Source organism: Rickettsia monacensis (assembly GCF_000499665.2).
Classification (GTDB): Bacteria; Pseudomonadota; Alphaproteobacteria; order Rickettsiales; family Rickettsiaceae; genus Rickettsia; species Rickettsia tamurae.
On the sequence record NZ_LN794217.1, the window covers coordinates 135,949 to 155,528 of the forward strand.

Sequence of the window (19,580 nt, forward strand, 5' to 3'; positions counted from 1 at the left end):
AAAACTAATTTGGATTATTTCCGGTGTTTTGGTCTTCTTTATGTTCACCAAGTTTTAGTTCTAATAAATTAATAGAACCGATATTTATTCCTTTGTCTGAAAACTCAATATCAAACTTAGCTTTTTCTATATTATTGTAAGCCGAATTTACATCATTTTGATCTATATTTAATTGCTCGTCGGAAGCTTTATTAATTGCTTTAGCAATAATTGTTTTAATTATTTTCTTAGAAAGAATAATATTATTCGGTAATAATTTATCAACTATGGAATTATAATTTTCCAGCTCAAAATATAGTTTTCCTTCTGGTAATTTATTGGCAAAGAATTGTAAAGCACCGTTTAAATTAACTTTAGAATCATTATCACAAGTAAAAATAAATCTTTCTATATTAAAATTTTGTAAAATAGCTGAATCTTCTCCGTCTTCAGCAAATTTTAAAGAAGCAGCAATATCTAAATTAGCATTTTTAAAATTCAAAATATCTTTTTCTGAATAATAATTGATATTTAAAAATAAGGATATATTTTCCTCACTTGCTAAATTCTGTTTTCTTATAAGAAATGCTAAATCATTAATTTTAAAGATTTCTTGATTATCTTTAAATATCGATAATGCTTTATTATTTAACTGAATTGATTTTAATATTTCTTTTAAATTATCATCTTTTGATATTTTATATAAAGGTTTATTAAATTTTCCTATACCCTTTATGTCATCATCGCTGCGTACATCATGGGTAAATGTTTTGTCGCCGTAATTATCGACTTCTTTAATAAAAGGACCGAAATTAAGAGCGGCTCTTTTAGTACTAAAAGCTATATTTAGGACAATATTTTCGCTAGTAAATTCTTTAGAATTTACATGATCAATTAATTTTACTTTAGGATCCGTTACGGTAATTTTCCAATTAAAAGGATAGCCTGAAAACTTAACCGTATTATAAGATATTTTAAGATTATCGGATTCAGAATTCTTAATTAAACTTACAACGTTATTTTTTATAGTATATGCAGTTGCAAACCATATTATAGTAAAGGCTAAAAACACAAAAAGAAGTATTTTACGTATCACTTTTTTAATCCATTATAATTTTATATTACGAGTAGCAGAAGGAAGGCGTACTTTTATGCCGTCTAATTCTTCGGTTAAAATAATTTGACATCCCAATCTAGAAGTATTGGTAAGACCGAAGGCTAAGTCAAGCATATCTTCCTCTGCTTCCGTAGGTTTTTTTAATTTGTTGTAAAATTCTTCTTCTAAAATAACGTGACAAGTAGCACAAGCAAGCGATCCTTCACAAGCTCCCTCAAGGTCTAGATCGTTACTATGGGCAATTTCTAAAATAGAAAGCCCTATCGGTGCTTCTACTGTTTTTTCTTCTCCATCATTTATAATAAATGTTACTTTTATTTTTCCTGACATTCTTCTTATTTTTCCTTATCTAAATTAGTTCGATTATATATAACTGAGGCTATTTAATTTGATTGATATTTTTGCCTTTTAGCAAATCATTAATTATTATATTAAACTTTGTATTCATAGATTTTTTTATTTTGGATTTAAACTCTTTAATAGAATTATTAATTAAGATCCGATCTCTAGCGTGTGCGGCTTCTTTTATATTATCTAATAAAGAATTAATTATAGATATCTCACTTTCCGATAATAAAGCTGTTAATTCCGCTATAGCACGTTCTATGCTAAAGATTAAAGCCTCTGCTTCAATTACTGCTTCTTGTAATAATCTTGTAGTATAATCTATTTTAGCATTTTTATAAGCGTTTTCTAACATAATATCAACCTCCGTTTTATCAATACCGTGATTTGGCTTTACTTCTATAGTATGTGATGTATTGCTGATTTTCTCATAAGCAGAAACGGATAATATACCGTCTGAGTCAATAGCAAAAGTAACTTCGGCTCTAATATTCCCTGCTTTCATAGGAGGTAATCCTTTTAACTCAAATCGAGCCAAGCTACGGCAATCTACAGCCATTTCACGTTCACCTTGCAATATATGAAATTGTATACCGGTTTGATTATCGGCATAAGTCGTAAATTCTTTTACTACTGAAATAGGAATCGGAGTATTACGCATGATGATTTTTTCAACTATACCGCCATATAATTCCATGCCCAGCGATAAAGGTACTACATCAATCAATAATGAATTTGTATGGGGTGCTATTAAATTTTCTGCTTGTAATGCAGCCCCCCATACAACTGCTTTATCAGGATCGATATCTGATAGAATATCTACTTTAAATGCTTTATATAATTCATCTTTTATTAAAGGAATGCGGGTTGCACCTCCTACTAAAATAACTCCGTCTATATTTGGATTTCCTGCTTGTTCTAAACACTCTTGAGCTATATTGATAGTACGTTCTACTAAAGGTAAAATTAATTGTTCTAATGTTTGCTTATTAATTGATATAATCTCATTATTAAAACTATCTTTATATGTTAAAGTTTCTTTTGCTTTTTTTGCAAGTTGTAAAGTATCTATAGAATTAGGTAAATCAAATTTATTACAAAGATATTGTGTAATTACTACATCTATATCGTCGCCACCAAGCATATTATCGCCGTTTGTTGCTATAACTTGAAAAATACCTTCTTGTATATTAAGAATAGATACATCAAAAGTGCCGCCGCCTAGGTCATATACTAAATAACAGCCTTTTTGATTTTTGTTTAAGCCGTAAGCATAGGCAGCTGCCGTCGGTTCTGCAATTAGCCTTAATACTTCAAAGCCTGCTATTTTAGCTGCAAGCATTACTTCGCCTCTTGCTGCATCGTTAAAATGTGCAGGTACTGTTATTACTGCTTTAATTATATTAGTCTTTAATTGTTCTTCTGCTTGATTTTTTAGGTAAATAAAAACTTCTGCTGCAATTTCAGAAATCCGTATTCTTCTATTGGCAAAATTTAGCTTAAGCTCACTACTATTTATATCTAGATAATCTTTAACTAACGAAAAAAGTGCCGGAGTGTTTAAAATTTCTTTTAGTGTTTTACCAAATAGTCTTTTAATAGAACGCAGTCCTTTATTATTACCTATTATAAAATCTTCATTTGTAAAATCTATAGTAGTTGGGATTAATTCTTTATCATCTATAGATTTAATAACTTTAACTTGTCTATTGCTAGAGATAGCTATTAATGAGTTAGTAGTACCAAAATCGATACCGACTGCTATTTGCCGTTCTTGCTTAAAATCAGCTTGCTCCGGTTCCCTAATTTCTATTATTTGCATGATTTTATTTTTTCTTGCAGTTTATGCAGCAATGTCCCAATATATTTAAGCTTGCTAGTTTTTATAGTTGCGTCTGATAGATTTTGTTCTTCAAAAGCTTGTTTTAAAGAATCAATCTCAAGCTTTTTCATTAATTCATATTTGTCTTTTATTTTTTCTAAATCACTAAATAAGATAGTATTTTCAATTATTTCCATTTCATCCCAGAATATGCTTAATTTTAGCTGCGAAAGTAAATTGCGTGTTTTTTCGTCATTCAAATTTATATTTTGCAAAAGCAGCATATATTCAGCACGCTTTAAGGCATCTTTAAGAGTAGAATAAGCATTATTTAATTCAGCCGCAGTAATTAGATTTTGTTCCTTTTCCTGCAAAGTTTTTGCTTTATCGGGATGATATTTTACCTGCATAGCAAAATATTGCTTTTCTAATATCTTTAAATCAATATTATACTCTTGCGGAAGCCCTAGTAATTGAAAATAATTTTGCACTTTTACTTTTTTGTAATTATATAATTATATTATTCACTGTCATACCTTGGCCCCTCCACGGTATCCAGTCTTTTTTAATTTTTTTCTAGATACCGTGGTCAAGCCACGGTATGACAACGAACGCATTTTTCGATTCATGCGGGGACGACATCGCCCCATACAACGACGCCAATTTTTCAAATTAAACGAGTATACATTAAAAATTAAAAAAATACAATTATGGAAGTAGATCTATTACATTTTGAAAAAAAATATCATAACTTACCCCGATTATGGATAAGGAATAGAGAGGAAGGAAGGTTGCAAGAGTTATTAAACCTTATATAAATAGGGCACTGAAGGAGTAAAATAAAGGTTTAATAACATGTGTAAATATACTACAATATTTTGTATAGTAGATAAATTTTGTAAAATTTATGAGAAATGGGTAAAACATCAATTGCTGAAAAGTAATAAGCAAAGATTTAGAGAAGGTAAGCTTTCCTTAAGTGAAGAACTCTCAATAATGATTTTTACCATTTTAGTGCATATAAACATTTAAAAGCTTATTACCAAAACTTTATTATTAATGGTAATTTGTTCAGGAATCCACCTTGTTATGAGAGATTTGTTCAGCTTATTCCTTCATTATTTCTGCCATTGATTGTGATGTTACATTACTTAAGTGGGAAAAGAACGGGAATTTATTATGCAGATTCCACACATTTTGCAGTATGTAAAAATATCAGAATTAATTCTAACAGAACTTTTAATAATCTTGCAAAAATGGGACGTAGTTCTGTCGATTGGTTTTTTGGATTCAAGCTTCATATGATAATCAATGATAAGGGAGAAATTATTGCTGTTAAAATTACCAAAGGTAATGTTGATGACAGAATTGCATTTGAAGCAATGGTTATCAAAAAGGTCTAAAAGGTAAGTGTTATGATGATAAGGAGTTTATTTCAGAAAAAATGTTTACAAAACTTTATAAGCAAGGTTTAATTGTAAAAGTAAAGAATTGATCTGACAGTTAAGGATTGTTGGGTACGAAGAAAAAAGATAAGATAGTACCTGGCAAGTTTTAACAACCTACTAAAAAGGAGACTGTCAGATGACAACATATCAAGAAAAAATCATAAAGCCAAGAATCGGTTTATTAAAACTCGCTGAACAATTAGGGAATGTATCACAAGCTTGCAAAGTAATGGGTTATAGCAGGGATACATTTTATCGTTACAAAGAGCTCCATGATCAAGGTGGGGAGGGGGGAAGCTCTATATGAGATGACTAGACGTAAAGCTTGCATTAAGAATCGTGTGCCCGCAAATATAGAGGATGCTGTAGTTAATATAGCTGTTGAATTTCCAGCATTTGGTCAGGAACGTGCTGCTAATGAATTACGCAAAAGTGGGATAATCATTTCTGGTGGCGGAGTTAGATCTGTGTGGTTACGTCATGATTTAGAAAGTTTCAAAAAACGTCTAAAAGCTCTAGAGACTAAAGTAGCAAATGATGGTATTGTTTTAAGTGATAATCAACTTGCTGTTCTTGAAAAAGTTAAAAACCAACGTGAAGCTAGTGGTGAAATAGAAACTATGCACCCTGGCTACCTTGGTTCACAAGATACTTACTATGTTGGTAATATTAAAGGCATAGGCCGTATTTATCAGCAAACTTTTGTCGATACCTATTGAGGAGTAGCTATTTGTAAACTCTATACCGAAAAGACGGCTATTACAGCTGCAGACCACTTAAATGATAAGGTTATTCCATTCTTTGCAAACCATGATATCCCTCTGCTTAGAATATTAACTGATAGAGGTACGGAATATTGTGGAAAACCAGAAAACCATGCTTACCAACTATATCTTGGCATTGAGAATATCGATCATTCCAAAACTAAAGCATATAGTCCTCAAACCAACGGTATCTGTGAGCGTTTCCATAAAACTATGCAGGAAGAGTGCTATCACATTCTATTCCGCAAAAAATTTTATAATTCACTTGATGAATTGCAAACAGATATAGATAACTGGCTTGTGAGTTACAATAATGCAAGACCTCATTCCGGTAAACATTGCTTTGGTAAAACACCAATGCAATCTTTTACAGATTCACTTTATATTGCTAAAGATAAAAATATTGGTAATATTGGTAATATAGATAAAAATATTGGTAATATAGAGAGAATATCAGACAATTTGATGATTGCCCATCAAGCTGCCTGATTACTCAACTCTGTCAGATTAAGTCGTAACTTGTACAATTAAAATTCTCTTTTATGTAGCCAAAAATGGTTTCGATAATGAATCTCTTCCTTAAAAGGATTTTATCCAAAAGAGGTAATAAATAGTTTTTCATATCCTTTCTTATTCCGGTAATTTTTATTAAACCTTGCTTATAAAGTTTTGTAAACATTTTTTCTGAAATAAACCCCTTATCATCATAACACTTACCTTTTAGACCTTTTTGATAACCATTGCTTCAAATGCAATTCTGTCATCAACATTACCTTTGGTAATTTTAACAGCAATAATTTCTCCCTTATCATTGATTATCATATGAAGCTTGAATCCAAAAAACCAATCGACAGAACTACGTCCCATTTTTGCAAGATTATTAAAAGTTCTGTTAGAATTAATTCTGATATTTTTACATACTGCAAAATGTGTGGAATCTGCATAATAAATTCCCGTTCTTTTCCCACTTAAGTAATGTAACATCACAATCAATGGCAGAAATAATGAAGGAATAAGCTGAACAAATCTCTCATAACAAGGTGGATTCCTGAACAAATTACCATTAATAATAAAGTTTTGGTAATAAGCTTTTAAATGTTTATATGCACTAAAATGGTAAAAATCATTATTGAGAGTTCTTCACTTAAGGAAAGCTTACCTTCTCTAAATCTTTGCTTATTACTTTTCAGCAATTGATGTTTTACCCATTTCTCATAAATTTTACAAAATTTATCTACTATACAAAATATTGTAGTATATTTACACATGTTATTAAACCTTTATTTTACTCCTTCAGTGCCCTATTTATATAAGGTTTAATAACTCTTGCAACCTTCCTTCCTCTCTATTCCTTATCCATAATCGGGGTAAGTTATGATATTTTTGGAGAGAATAAATTAATAGATTCACCTATAATTGAAACAAAAAACGAGCATATTAATATACCGCTCCCGAATGTAGAAAAACAAGAAACTACTAACCTTAACTTGGATACAATACACTCAAAAAATTCGCTTGTATCAAGCTTTTTGAATGACGCTGTACTTAAAGAAGAAAAACAAAATTTAGTAAATGAACTAATAACTGAAGCTAATAAAAATCCACCTGATAGTACGAAAGTGGTAGACGATAAAAAACAAGAAGTTAAAACCGATAATATATTCAATAAAAATTCAGAACCTAAAAAACAAACGATCCAAAATAAATTTTATAAATATTTAAGTAAATTAACGGGAAAATTGGGATTAAAATCCATAAGTAATTATTTTAAAGAATTAATTAAAGATCCAAATCTTGAGCAAAATATCAATTTAGAAAAAGAAGCAAAGTTAATAGCAGACAAACATCGACTAACAAAATATATGGAACTTAGCGATAATAAAAATAATAATGCAGTATTTAGCGATAAAAAAACATCAAAGAATATTACTCAATTATAGATTCATTTTACCGTCAATTCAGGTATTGCCTATAAAAAATTGACTCAAGGTTTCGATTTCATTCCTGTGAGGCATTGGCTTTGTTGCATGGCTCGGTTTTTTCGTCATTGCGAGGAAAATTACGAAGTAATTGACGAAGCAATCTCAGGAGTTTGTTATTATTTCATGAGATTGCCACGCAGCCTATGGCTGCTCGCAATGACGACCCGGTATCAAAACAACAATGCCTCGCGGGAATGACACAGAAAGCCGAGCAACAACCCCGCTATTTACTATATCCTTTTAAAATCTCAAAATCTTGCCCTTGGAGAAAAAACTTTTCCGGTAATGTAATTTTTGCTACAAAATTCTTTACATCTTCGCTTTGTAAATAGATCGTAGCTTTAGCATTACTCTGATCCCCGTTATTAGTGCGGGTTGCAAGCAAGGTTACTATCTGCAGTAATTCTTCATGATTTTGTGGGTAAAGCTGTAGTTCGAATTGTTTATTATTAATTGCATCCTCAATTGATAAAAAGCTTTTTGCCGTTAGTTTTATTCCTCCTTCATCTTTGATTATATCACAATTAACGACTACCAAACTTTTAACGTCAAGTAAATGTACATAATCTTTTAAGACTTCTTCGCTAAAAATACTAAGCTCAAAGATATTCTCAGGATCGGAAAGCACGAGTGTAACGAATCTACCTCTTGCTGACATACGAGAATCCTTTTTTTGTATTACACCGGCAAGATTTACTCGGTTAGTACCTTCAGGTAAGTTATTATGTAAATCCGCAATATTTAAAATATTTAAACGACTAAATATTTCTTGATACTGCATAAGAGGATGATTAGATATAAATAAACCCATAGCCTCAAATTCGTAAAAAGCTAAGGTATTTTTATCGGCATAATCACTTGATACTAAAATAGTTGGACTTAAAGTAGAAACTTTAATTAAACTAAATTGATTAGATTCCTGCTCTTCGTGATATGAAGTTGAATAAGAAAGCAATTTTGAAATACTTGAAAATAATTGCAATCTATTATCATGTAACTCATCAAAACAGCCTGATTTAATTAAATTTTCCAATAATTTACTGTTAATAGATTTTGGGGGTAATCTTTCAATAAAATCAGTAATTGATTTAAACATTCCTCTTGCTTTTCGCTCATCCGTTACTAACTTACCGAAATTCGGCGTGACTCCCTTAATAGCACCTAAGGCAAAGATTATTGCATTTTCTTCTTTGTCATATCCAATACCTTCTATTTCATTCCTGCAAAAGCGGGAATCCATTTTCATACTTTTATGATTCAGAGCAGTTTCTACCTTTTCTGGATCCCCGCTTTCGCTGGGATGACATAGAGAACCTTGGAGATGACAAGTCGCAGCTCGCGGGATGACAGTGTCCGAAGACTTTACGCTAAAATATCCTTCAGAAATATTAATATTAGGTGCAATAATTTTTATGCCGTTATCTTTTGCTTCTTGCAGAAATAAATTAATTTTATCATGATTATTTAATTCAAGATTTAAGCATGCTACTAAAAATTCAGCAGGATAATTAGCTTTAAGATATGCAGTTTGGTATGAAATAACACCGTAAGCCGCAGCATGTGCCTTATTAAAACCGTATCCGGCAAATTTAGCCACGGTTGCAAAAATGGATTTAGCTTGAGATTCCGAAATATTATTAGCAATTGCTCCTTTAACAAAAATTTCTTCCTGCTCCTCCATTTCTTTTTTTATCTTCTTAGCCATTGCTCTACGAAGTAAATCGGCAGCTCCTAGCGTATAACCTGCAAGAACCTGAGCAATTCTTTGTACCTGTTCCTGATATATCACCACTCCGTAAGTTTCTTCTAAGATTGGCTTCAATAGCTCATGTAAATAATCAGGCTGTTGTAATTTATGCTTACAAGCTATATAGGTAGGGATATTTTCCATAGGACCGGGACGGTATAACGCACCAAGAGCTATCAAATCATGTATAGAATCAGGTTTAAGGCGTCTAAGTGCATCTTTCATCCCGATACTTTCAAATTGGAAAACGCCGACTCCTTTACCTTTACACAACATTTGATAAGTCTTATTATCATCAAACGTCATATTGTTAAAATCCACTTCTATCCCTTGCTCTTTAAGCAGTTTCTTACAATCGGTAATAACCGTTAGGGTTTGTAGCCCTAAAAAATCAAATTTAATTAAACCGGCAATTTCAGAATATTTCATAGAATAACCGACTACCAGCATATCGGAATTAGCATCTTTGTATACCGGTACTATATCGACTAAATCAGTACCTGCTATTACGATTCCTGCGGCATGAGTTGAGGAATGCCTATGTAACCCCTCAAGAATTAACGAAGTATCAAGCACTAGCTTAATTAACTCCGCCTCACCCTCTAAATTATACAGTCCATTACCTTTAGCGGCATTTGCAAGCTCCGGAACTTCACGTATTGCCTGTTCTAGGCTAACGGGATTAACTGCACTAAAAGGTACAAGTTCTGTTAGATAATCAGCGAATTTATAAGGTAAACTAAGAACACGAGCGACATCCTTAATTACAGCCTTTGCCTGCATCTTACCGAAAGTTATAATCTGTCCTACTCTATTATTACCGTATTTAGAGCGTACGTAATTAATTACTTCCTCACGCCTTTCTTGACAAAAATCAATATCAAAATCAGGCATTGAAATACGTTCAGGATTTAAAAATCTTTCAAATAATAAGCCAAATTTAATCGGATCGAGATCAGTAATAAGCAAGCTCCAAGCAACAACCGAACCTGCTCCCGAACCTCTACCTGGTCCGACTAAAATACCCTCTTTTTTACTCCATTTAATAAAATCGGATACAATCAAAAAATAACCGGCAAAATTCATATTACAGATAATATCCAGCTCATAATTAAGACGAGCAAAATATTCGGTTTTCAATTCTTCTTGATTCTCTAACGAAATATTTTCAGATTTAAACTTTGTAGCAAGCCTTGCAAGCAACCCTTCTTTTGCATCTTTTCTAATTAAATCCGTTTCACTATCTTTGGTGGCAAAATTAGGCAGCATCGGCGGGTTTGCATGTGCTGCAAAATAACAACGCTCTCTTAAATTCACGGTATTTTGGATGGCACTAGGTAGATCAGAAAAAAGCTCTATCATCTCATGCGGTGATCTAAAATAACAATTTTCGCTAACTGTTTTTCGATCCGGATATTCTTTAGTAACACCAGCTGATATACATAACAATACATCATGTGCATCATGCATGCTTTTCTCACTAAACAAAACTTTATTAGTAGCAACAAGCGGAATAGCAAGCTCGGCAGCAATTCTAATATAACTATCCTCAATAAACTGTTCTTCAGGTAGATCATGTCTCATAATCTCAAAATAAAAACGATCTCCTAAAATTTCCTGTAATTTACGTGCAAATAGCATCGCTTGCTCCTCGTTGCGAGCTAGCAAGCATTTCCCGACAATACCGTCGGTATAACAGCATAACGCTATTAATCCCTCTTGATATTCGATTAAATCTTCAAAATCAATGTGATCGCATATCTTACGATCATTCTTAGTAAAAGTAAGGCTTGATAGTTTGAGTAAATTTTTATAGCCGGTTTCATCTTTAGCTATAAGTAAAATTTGAGCAAAAATATCTCCAGCATCATTCAGCAAGCTTGATACAAGCGAATTTTTTGAGTCAAGCCTTTGCTCACGTACTTTTGTACGCTCCGCAGGCTTGCCCTTAAATTCATCTTGTCTGAAGCTTGCTGAATTTAGCTGTATATTATATTTTATGTTGAGAATAACTCCGTGTATCGGCTGCACTCCTTTTTTTACTGCATATAATGCAAACTCTAATGAGCCGAATAAATTTCCCTTATCTGCCAAACAAATAGCAGACATTTTATTCGATGAAGCAAGCTCTACTACCTTCTCGATCGTTAATGCACTTTCTAGAAAAGAATAAGAGCTTTGAGTTCTTAAATGAATAAATTCAGGTCGCATTTTAAATTAATGTTAAAGTTTTTATTGTATTCATGTCATTGTGTCACCCCGTGTCTTGATCACGGGGTCCAGAAAAAAATTTAAAAAGACTGGATCCTGCGATCAAGTCGCGGGATGACAATTACAAAGACTAAATTTTACTTCCGACTGCATAATATCTAAAACCGATTTTTTTCACTGCTTCATTATCTAGTATATTTCTAAGGTCAATGATTATCGGAGATTTTACTAAATCATAAATTTCTTGCCAATTAAGTTCTTTAAATTCTGACCATTCAGTTGCAATAACTATAATATCTACTGATTTACAAGCTTCAACTGCCGAATCTAAATATAGCAAATTTTTATGTTCCAAATTCTTTTTAGCATTTTCAAGACCGATAGGATCAAATGCTTTAACATATACATCTTTATTTAATAAGATCTTTACAATTTCGATGGCAGGACTTGCTCTAACATCATCTATTCCTGCTTTATATGTTAAGCCTAAAATTGCTATATTTTTACCTTTTAAATCTCCGTCTAACAAAGTAGCTATCTTATCTACCATATTACTTGGACGCTGCTTATTACTTTTAATTACTGCCTTAAGAATCTTACAATCGATATGATGATTTTCTACAAGATTATTTAATGCTAGAATATCTTTTGGAAAACACGAACCACCAAAACCCGGTCCTACATTTAAAAAATTTTGACCGATTCTTTGATCAAGTCCTACACCTTTAGATAAATCTTTAATATTACCGCCGATTTTTTCACATAAATCAGCCATTTCGTTAATAAAAGCAATTTTGGTAGCTAAAAAACTATTTGAAGCATATTTAATAAGTTCGCTCGTCACTAAATCGGTAACCACAAACTTTGCACCTTGTTCTATTAAAGGTGCATAAATTTTTCGTAATATTTCCTCTGATTCTTTATTATTTACACCGATAACTATACGATCAGGATATAAAAAATCTTCTACCGCACTGCCCTCTCTTAAAAACTCAGGATTAGAAGCAACATTAAATGAAAAGCCTTTTGATTTTAAATAAGCTATAATATTACTGCAACTATCAGGCGGAACAGTAGATTTTATGACTATTAAACAATCTTTATTTATATGCATAGAAACTTTATCAATAGCATCATAGACATATTTTAAATCTGCTTCTCCCGACTCTTTTGAAGGCGTGCCGACCGTAATAAATATTGCATCGGCATTTTGAAGTTCATTATTATAAATATTTGTAAATTTTAACCTATCATATTCTAAAACTTGCTTAAGATACTCATCAAGTTTAGCTTCATAAATCGGTAATATTTGCTTATTTAATTTGGATATTTTAACCTCATCATTATCAAGACAAGTAACATTATGACCTAAATAGCCCATAATAATACCTGAGACTAATCCCACATATCCGCTACCGATAAATGTAATATTCATAATTTTTTGTGATTTTTATATTAAATTTTAAAATTATACGTTATATTCCAAGTGTATACCTCAAATAAATGAAGAGTAGTATAGACGAAGATCAACTTCAAAAAGAGCAAGGAATCCACAAGACGAGGAATGGAGCGTATACTTAATACGTGAGTACCGTAGTACTTGTAGGATGACGTAGCCAATTTTTGAAGTTGATCGAGTATATAAAGCTTTTATCATATTTCAATAGATTTACAAGCTCAAATGAATTTGATTAAAAAAACCTTTACTAGTATTTTTATAATTCTAATTTCATTATCTTTGGCTATAACTCTAACTGTTTATAGTGCAAATAAAGGACACTTAAATGAACCTTTGAAAAAAATAATTGAATTTTATTTAAGTAAAAATGATATAAAGGCTGTACTACATAATTTAGAATTTAAAGAAAACCGATTATCCATAGATAAAATTTCCTTAATTCTCATAGATAATGCTAGAGGAGAAATTAACGATTTTAATCTTTTCTTTAATTTCAAAAATTTCTTTTCTAATTCATTAATAGAAGCTAATTTTAATATTGATAAAATTTCCGTAATCTCAAATAACGATGAAGAGATTATAAATACTTCAACGACCGGTGATTATTCGTTAAATATAATTAAAAAAGATTCCCTAACCGACATACGGTTAACTTCAATAAAAAGTGATATCTTAACCGATGAGCAAGGAGCGGGCTTACCGCTAGGAAATGCTTTATGCTCATATAAAACCACCTATTCTAAAGATAATCCAAAGACCGTTAATTGCAAACTTACCTTTGGGGATAAAGCTTTTTTATCACTAAACGGTATAATAACCGATAAAAATATCGACGCAAGTGCAGCTGCCGCAAATATGCCTTTAATAATTTATCAAACAGTCGAAAAAATTATTCCGGATAATCCTATAATCTCATATTTGCAAGAACATATAAAACAAGGTTACATCCAAAACGGAGAATTAAATATTAAATTAGATAAAAAATTTTTTAAAAAAAATATTTTAGTAGAAGATAATTTAAAAGCAAATTTACATATCTCGAATTTTGAATATAAATATCATAAAGATTTACCGCCTTTAACTAAAGTTGATACTAATATAATCATTTCAGGACCGGAAATAAAATTTCTAATTAATGAAGCATATAGCGGTAAAAGTGTCGTTTCAGACGGTATTATGACTTTCAAATGGGAAGGACCAGATAAATCGCAATTTGTTTTTAATGCTACTGCTAAAGGTGAAATTAACGACTTAATTGCCTTTGTTCCAAATGATGCATATCAAAATATTGATCTTAAAAAAATCAAAGGAACGGCAAATTCAATAATAGAGCTAATAATTCCTATTAGCCCAAATATCCCTAATAGCTATAATATTTTGTCGACATTAACAAATATCTCTTTTAACACCTTAGACAATAATATCCTATTACAAAACGGTGAAGCCAAAGGTAGCTTTAAAGACAATAAACTAAATATTAGCGGTAAAGGTAAAATTAATAATTATGCAAGCAGCTTTACTTATGATCATGATATATCGGATAAGAATAATGAGTGTTTACTTAAAATAAAAAGTAATATTGCGGCAAATAATCAAAGATTAGGAGTATTTAAATTAATTTCAGGCAGCACCGTTTTAAATTTTGAGTATAAAAAACAGCATAATAATGAGAGTTTTATTACCGTTAATTCTAATCTTGATAATTTAGAATTTTATATAGATAAAGTATCCATTCATAAAAAATTATATAAAAAAGCCAATTTATATTTATATACTAAATTAAATGATAAAAATTTCGATAGAAATATTGAATTTAACCTTTCAGGGCAGGATAATCTAAAAATTAACGGTAATGCCTTAATTAAGAAAAATATTTATAATATTAATCTAGCCTCTGTTAAACATAATCATACGGATTTAAAAGGAAAAATAATCATAGATAACCATAATCTTAATACGGAACTTTATGGAAGCGGATTAGATTTATCAAATGCTAATATGATGCAGTTTTTAGAAAAAGAGGGAGATTCTACACGTAATATTAATTTAAAAACTAATATATCAAAAATACTTTTAAAAAATAATATAATTCTAGGTAATCTTGATTTAGCAATTAAATGTGATAAAGTGCGGTGTTTCTCCGGTTTTCTAAATGCTAATATCGACAATAAAAAAGTTAAGATGTCGCTTACCGCTAAGGACACTTTTGAACAATGGCTAATTGAATCCGATAATGCCGGAGCATTGCTTAAGGGACTCGGAATGTATACCACTATGCAAAACGGTCAGATTAATATCAACTTAAATACAAAAAGATATGAAGTAAAAAAAGGTGAAATAGTGCCGATATTAGACGGCAAATTTTCTATAAAACATTTTACGGTAGTCGATACTCCTTTTTTAACACGCCTTGTTTCCTTTGTTTCATTGCCGGGTTTTCTTAGTTCAATAACTAATAATAAAAATATTTTATTTGAAGATATGACCGGTAAATTTAATTATAGAGGAAATATAATTACAATTTTTGATACGGAAGCACATGGACCGTTCTTTGATTTTACTATGAAAGGTAATATTGATACCAAGCAGCAATTAATTATGGTTAAAGGAAATGTTATTCCTTCTTTTTTCTTAATCAGCACTATTGTAACTAAAATACCGGTAGTCGGTAAAATATTTTCCAAAGTAGCCCCTTACTCCCTAAAAATGAAATATTAAGTAACTATTTAAAGCTATTAGATTTCGTGTACAAAATTTTTAATCATTCCTTTATGTCATTCCTGCGAGGCATTATTGCGTGTGTACCTAATTGTCATTACGAGCGACTGAAAGCGTTGTTACATGGCTCAAAAAACGTGTTCGATGTCATACCGTGGCTTGACCACGGTATCCAGAAAACAACTAAAAATACTAATATTATTAGTATTTTTCACTGGATCCCGCTACAAGCTCGCGGGATGACAGAGGTAGAAGTGAGCCATGCAACAAAGCCACAACTGAAAGGAGTGTGGCAATCCAGAAAAAATAATAAAAAATTCTGTAAATCAGAATTTTTTACTGGATTGCTTCGTCGAAACTTACAGTTTCTCCTCGCAATGACGTTGAAGATCAATTCACGCAGGAATGACATAAATAACCATACATATTTAATCGGTATTTTACTTTTAGGCTTAATTTCCGGTCTTACGTTCAATTTAATTTTTTTTACAGTTCCATATCAATTATCCGAAGCAACATACACCACTGATATAATAGGTTCGATATCACTAGCTGCTTTTCCGTATTGCTTAAAGGTCATATGGTCACCTTTTATAGATAAATACTCTATACCTTTTTTATGTTCTAAATTCGGTCACAGACGTGGCTGGGCATTAGTAGCACAAATATGTTTAATCCTAGCAATGACGGGGTTCTTAAACATAAGCCCTTGTAATAATTTATATATTACTGCCGTTATCTTATTTATTATTTCATTCTGCAGTTCTACTCAAGATATTGTACTTGATGCATATAGAATTGAGAGACCTACATCGAAAGAAGAGCTTTCAATGGCTTTTACCTTTAGTAGCATAGGGTTTCGTTTAGGTATGTTACTTGGTAGCGTCGGTGCTTTATATTCATCAATTATTTTCGGCTGGAATACAGTATATAAATTTGCTCTATTCATTACTCTAATTGGACCTATAGTAATTTTGTGTATCAAAGAACCACAATCAAAAGAAATACGTCATACAACTACTAATTTAATAGGATTACAACAATATTTTGAAGTTATTAAAAAAAGTATTATCTCCTTAAAAAATAAACAGCAATATTTACTGCTAATTATATTGTTTATCTTTTTATATAAAGCTGCGGATTCTATACCTATGGCTATGAGTTCTCCTTTATTTCTAGATTTAAGTTTTACTACTCATGAAATTGCCGTTATTTACAAAGCTTACGGGTTACTAATCATGATCGTCGGAGGAGCTTTAGGCAGCGTTTTAGCTACAAAAATGGGTATATTTCATAGTGTCTTAATTGGTGGAGTTATTCAATTATTATCACCTCTTATGTTTATGATTCTTGCTACTATCGGCTATGATATAAAGACATTTATAATAACCGTTACAGTACAAAATTTTTGTGCAGGCTTTGCAGGAACTATTATCTCTATCTATTTTGCTAGCCTTTGCAATAGTGAATTTGTTGCCACACAATATTCTATTATTGCATCTTTTAGCTCTCTTAGCCGTATTATTCTAGCTAGCCTTGGCGGTATTTGTGCAAAATATCTTACTTGGCCTGTATTCTTTTTAGGTAATACTCTGTTTAGCATGTTATTTATACCGATATTTTATAAAATATATAGAAAGAAACTAGGCTTTGTGAATATTTCTAAAAAGATATGACAATTATTAAAAAAGGTTTATAATATATATATATTATATATATTTCTGCGAAATGAAGAGTCAGAATTTTTATGAAACTATATAGTTTTCAAGAACATTTATTAGAATTAAAAACAAGGCTTCTTAGAATATTTACTGCTTTTATAATTATATTTGCTATTTGCTATTATTTTAGCGACTATATTTATAGTTTTTTATTAAAACCACTTGCTAAGCTAAGCGGTGATACGGTACGAAATATAATTTATACAGGGCTTACAGAAGCATTTTTTACCTATATTAAACTTGCAGCTTTTACTGCTTTTACTATTATTATACCTATAATTGCTTTGGAGTGTTATTTATTTATCAGTCCCGGGTTACACCGCCATGAAAAAAAAATTATCGCTTTTATTCTTTTTATGTCGCCTATTTTATTTTGGTGCGGTAGTATTTTTGTTTTTTACTTTGTAATGCCGAAAGCTTGGAATTTTTTTCTTAGTTTTGAAAAACGTGATATGATAGTACCGATAGTTTTGGAAGCAAGAATTAGCGAGTATCTAAATTTAGTTATTCATTTAATTATTGCTTTTGGAGTTGCTTTTCAACTACCGGTCGTGATAATAATATTAAATATACTAAAAATAGTTAAGGTACAAACACTTAAGCAAAAAAGACGCATTGCCGTGGTAATTAACTTTATTATTGCAGGAATATTAACGCCTCCTGACATTTTAAGCCAGTTTGCTCTTGCAATACCGCTACTTTTATTATATGAAACTTCAATAATGATATGTAATTTTATAGAAAAATCGAGGACACTAAATGTTAAATATCAAATGGATTAGAGAAAATCAAGAATTATTCGATGAAAAGCTTAGCCAAAGATTTATTGAACCTATGTCTAGTAAAATTGCTATGCTCGACGGAGAGAAAAGAAAAATTACAAGTTTAATTCAAGAATTTCAGCATGCACGTAAGGTAAAATCAAAGATTTTAGGTAATATGGCCTCTAAAAGCGGCGAAGAGTTTGAAGGGTTACAAAGAGATGTCAAACATATAAATGAGAAATTGGAAGAACTCGAACAGGATCTAAATAATAATAACAAATTAAATGAACTATTAAATATGCTTCCTAATATTCCGGACGAAGAAGTACCTTACGGAATTGATGAAAGTATGAATAAATTAGTTCGTACTTACGGAGAGACAAATCCAAATGCTTTGAATAAGCAGCATTTTGAACTAGGTACAAAATTAAATTTAATGGATTTTGAACAAACTGCTAAAATTTCAGGAGCTAGATTTGTAACGTTAAAAGGTGATTTAGCAAAGCTAGAACGTGCTTTAATTAATTTTATGATTGATGTTCATACTAAAGAGTTTGACTTCTTTGAGATATCACCTCCGGTATTAGTTCGAGATAATGCTATGTATAATGCAGGACAACTACCTAAATTTGCCGAAGAGTCTTTTGCAACAACAAATGGTTACAGACTAATTCCAACCGCAGAAGTATATTTAGTAAATATAGTCGCCGATACTATTATACCGAGAGAAAAATTACCGATGCGTTATGTTGCTTACACCCCGTGCTTTAGATCAGAAGCAGGTAGTAGCGGTAGAGATACAAGAGGTATGATTAGATTACATCAATTCGGTAAAGTAGAGCTTGTATCTATTACTACTCCGGAAGAGTCAAAAACCGAACATGAATATATAACTAATGCATCAGAGACTATTTTACAAAAACTGAATCTTCCTTATCGTGTTATATTACTTTGCACCGGAGATATAGGGTTTACGGCAAAAAAAACCTATGATATAGAAGTATGGCTTCCGGGACAAAAGCAATATCGCGAAATTGCTAGCTGTTCTAATTGTGGAGATTTTCAAGCACGTAGAATGAAAGCAAGATATAAGGAATTCGGCAGTAACGAAACTACCTTAGTTCATACTTTAAATGCTTCAGGATTACCTATCGGAAGAACTATGGTTGCAATACTTGAAAATTATCAGAATGAAGATGGATCAATAACTATACCTGATGTCTTGATAAATTACATGGGAGGGTTACAAAAAATCACTACATATAGTGAATAATTGTTTATTAAATATAAATAATAAGGTAAAGTTTTGTGGTATACTCGTTTAATTTGAAAAATTGGCATCGTCATGTAGGAAACGGCGTTGTGTGACTCTGTGTCATTCCGTGGCTTGACCACGGTATCCAATTACTAATAATAAAATGATTAGTATTGTTAAGTTATTTCTAGATCCCGCGATCAAGTCGCGGGATGATATCCCAAATGTTACATAGTATACAAAACGAT

The 19,580-nt window shown here is 31.3% G+C and carries 14 protein-coding genes and 1 pseudogene; 7 read left to right on the top strand and 8 right to left on the bottom strand.

Annotated elements, in window-relative coordinates:
* Positions 1–4: 4 nt before the first annotated feature.
* The 4 genes from RMONA_RS00705 to hscB are packed head-to-tail and all read right to left on the bottom strand — an operon-like array spanning position 5 to position 3,754.
* Positions 5–1,075, bottom strand: a complete 1,071-nt coding sequence (locus RMONA_RS00705; protein ID WP_023507185.1) for an RP198 family tick cell line-upregulated protein — start codon at positions 1,073–1,075, stop codon at positions 5–7.
* Positions 1,076–1,087: 12 nt separating this feature from the next.
* Entirely contained in the window at positions 1,088–1,426 is a 339-nt protein-coding gene (locus RMONA_RS00710; protein WP_023507186.1) for a ferredoxin family 2Fe-2S iron-sulfur cluster binding protein, read from the bottom strand.
* A 49-nt stretch (positions 1,427–1,475) separates the two neighbouring features.
* On the bottom strand, positions 1,476–3,263 hold the full coding sequence (gene hscA / locus RMONA_RS00715; RefSeq protein ID WP_023507187.1) for a Fe-S protein assembly chaperone HscA: 1,788 nt from the start codon (positions 3,261–3,263) through the stop codon (positions 1,476–1,478).
* Positions 3,254–3,754, bottom strand: coding sequence for a Fe-S protein assembly co-chaperone HscB (hscB, locus tag RMONA_RS00720; protein WP_023507188.1), 501 nt, complete (start codon positions 3,752–3,754; stop codon positions 3,254–3,256). The genes hscA and hscB overlap by 10 nt, the downstream gene beginning before the upstream one ends.
* Positions 3,755–4,402: 648 nt before the next feature.
* Between hscB and RMONA_RS00725 the strand changes: the two genes are divergently transcribed.
* Positions 4,403–4,666, top strand: a complete 264-nt coding sequence (locus RMONA_RS00725; RefSeq protein WP_023507103.1) for a transposase — start codon at positions 4,403–4,405, stop codon at positions 4,664–4,666.
* Between the two features lie 181 nt (positions 4,667–4,847).
* Positions 4,848–5,964, top strand: a pseudogene (locus RMONA_RS00730) (IS481 family transposase).
* 13 nt (positions 5,965–5,977) lie between these two features.
* Here the strand turns inward: RMONA_RS00730 and RMONA_RS07700 are convergent.
* Entirely contained in the window at positions 5,978–6,154 is a 177-nt protein-coding gene (locus tag RMONA_RS07700) for a transposase (protein WP_242402797.1), read from the bottom strand.
* A 41-nt stretch (positions 6,155–6,195) separates the two neighbouring features.
* Positions 6,196–6,459, bottom strand: a complete 264-nt coding sequence (locus tag RMONA_RS00735; RefSeq protein ID WP_023507103.1) for a transposase — start codon at positions 6,457–6,459, stop codon at positions 6,196–6,198.
* Between the two features lie 755 nt (positions 6,460–7,214).
* On the opposite strand from RMONA_RS00735, the gene RMONA_RS11130 reads away from it, so the two are divergent.
* Complete coding sequence (locus tag RMONA_RS11130; protein ID WP_032139081.1) at positions 7,215–7,415, top strand: hypothetical protein; 201 nt, start codon at positions 7,215–7,217, stop codon at positions 7,413–7,415.
* A 265-nt stretch (positions 7,416–7,680) separates the two neighbouring features.
* On the opposite strand, the gene dnaE is transcribed toward RMONA_RS11130, so the two are convergent.
* Positions 7,681–11,415, bottom strand: coding sequence for a DNA polymerase III subunit alpha (dnaE, locus tag RMONA_RS00745; RefSeq protein ID WP_023507191.1), 3,735 nt, complete (start codon positions 11,413–11,415; stop codon positions 7,681–7,683).
* Positions 11,416–11,545: 130 nt separating this feature from the next.
* Complete coding sequence (locus tag RMONA_RS00750) at positions 11,546–12,850, bottom strand: UDP-glucose dehydrogenase family protein (RefSeq protein WP_023507192.1); 1,305 nt, start codon at positions 12,848–12,850, stop codon at positions 11,546–11,548.
* Positions 12,851–13,096: 246 nt separating this feature from the next.
* On the opposite strand from RMONA_RS00750, the gene RMONA_RS00755 reads away from it, so the two are divergent.
* The 4 genes from RMONA_RS00755 to serS all read left to right on the top strand — a co-directional run bounded on the left by RMONA_RS00755 (position 13,097) and on the right by serS (position 19,350).
* Positions 13,097–15,592 (top strand): AsmA-like C-terminal region-containing protein, encoded by a 2,496-nt coding sequence (locus RMONA_RS00755; protein WP_046058375.1) that lies wholly within the window; start codon positions 13,097–13,099, stop codon positions 15,590–15,592.
* 26 nt (positions 15,593–15,618) lie between these two features.
* Positions 15,619–17,268, top strand: a complete 1,650-nt coding sequence (locus tag RMONA_RS00760) for an MFS transporter (protein ID WP_096000998.1) — start codon at positions 15,619–15,621, stop codon at positions 17,266–17,268.
* 71 nt (positions 17,269–17,339) lie between these two features.
* Positions 17,340–18,095: a twin-arginine translocase subunit TatC gene (tatC, locus tag RMONA_RS00765; protein ID WP_023507196.1), complete on the top strand. Its 756-nt coding sequence runs from the start codon at positions 17,340–17,342 to the stop codon at positions 18,093–18,095.
* Positions 18,073–19,350 (top strand): serine--tRNA ligase, encoded by a 1,278-nt coding sequence (gene serS, locus RMONA_RS00770; RefSeq protein WP_023507197.1) that lies wholly within the window; start codon positions 18,073–18,075, stop codon positions 19,348–19,350. The genes tatC and serS overlap by 23 nt, the downstream gene beginning before the upstream one ends.
* Positions 19,351–19,580: the final 230 nt, after the last annotated feature.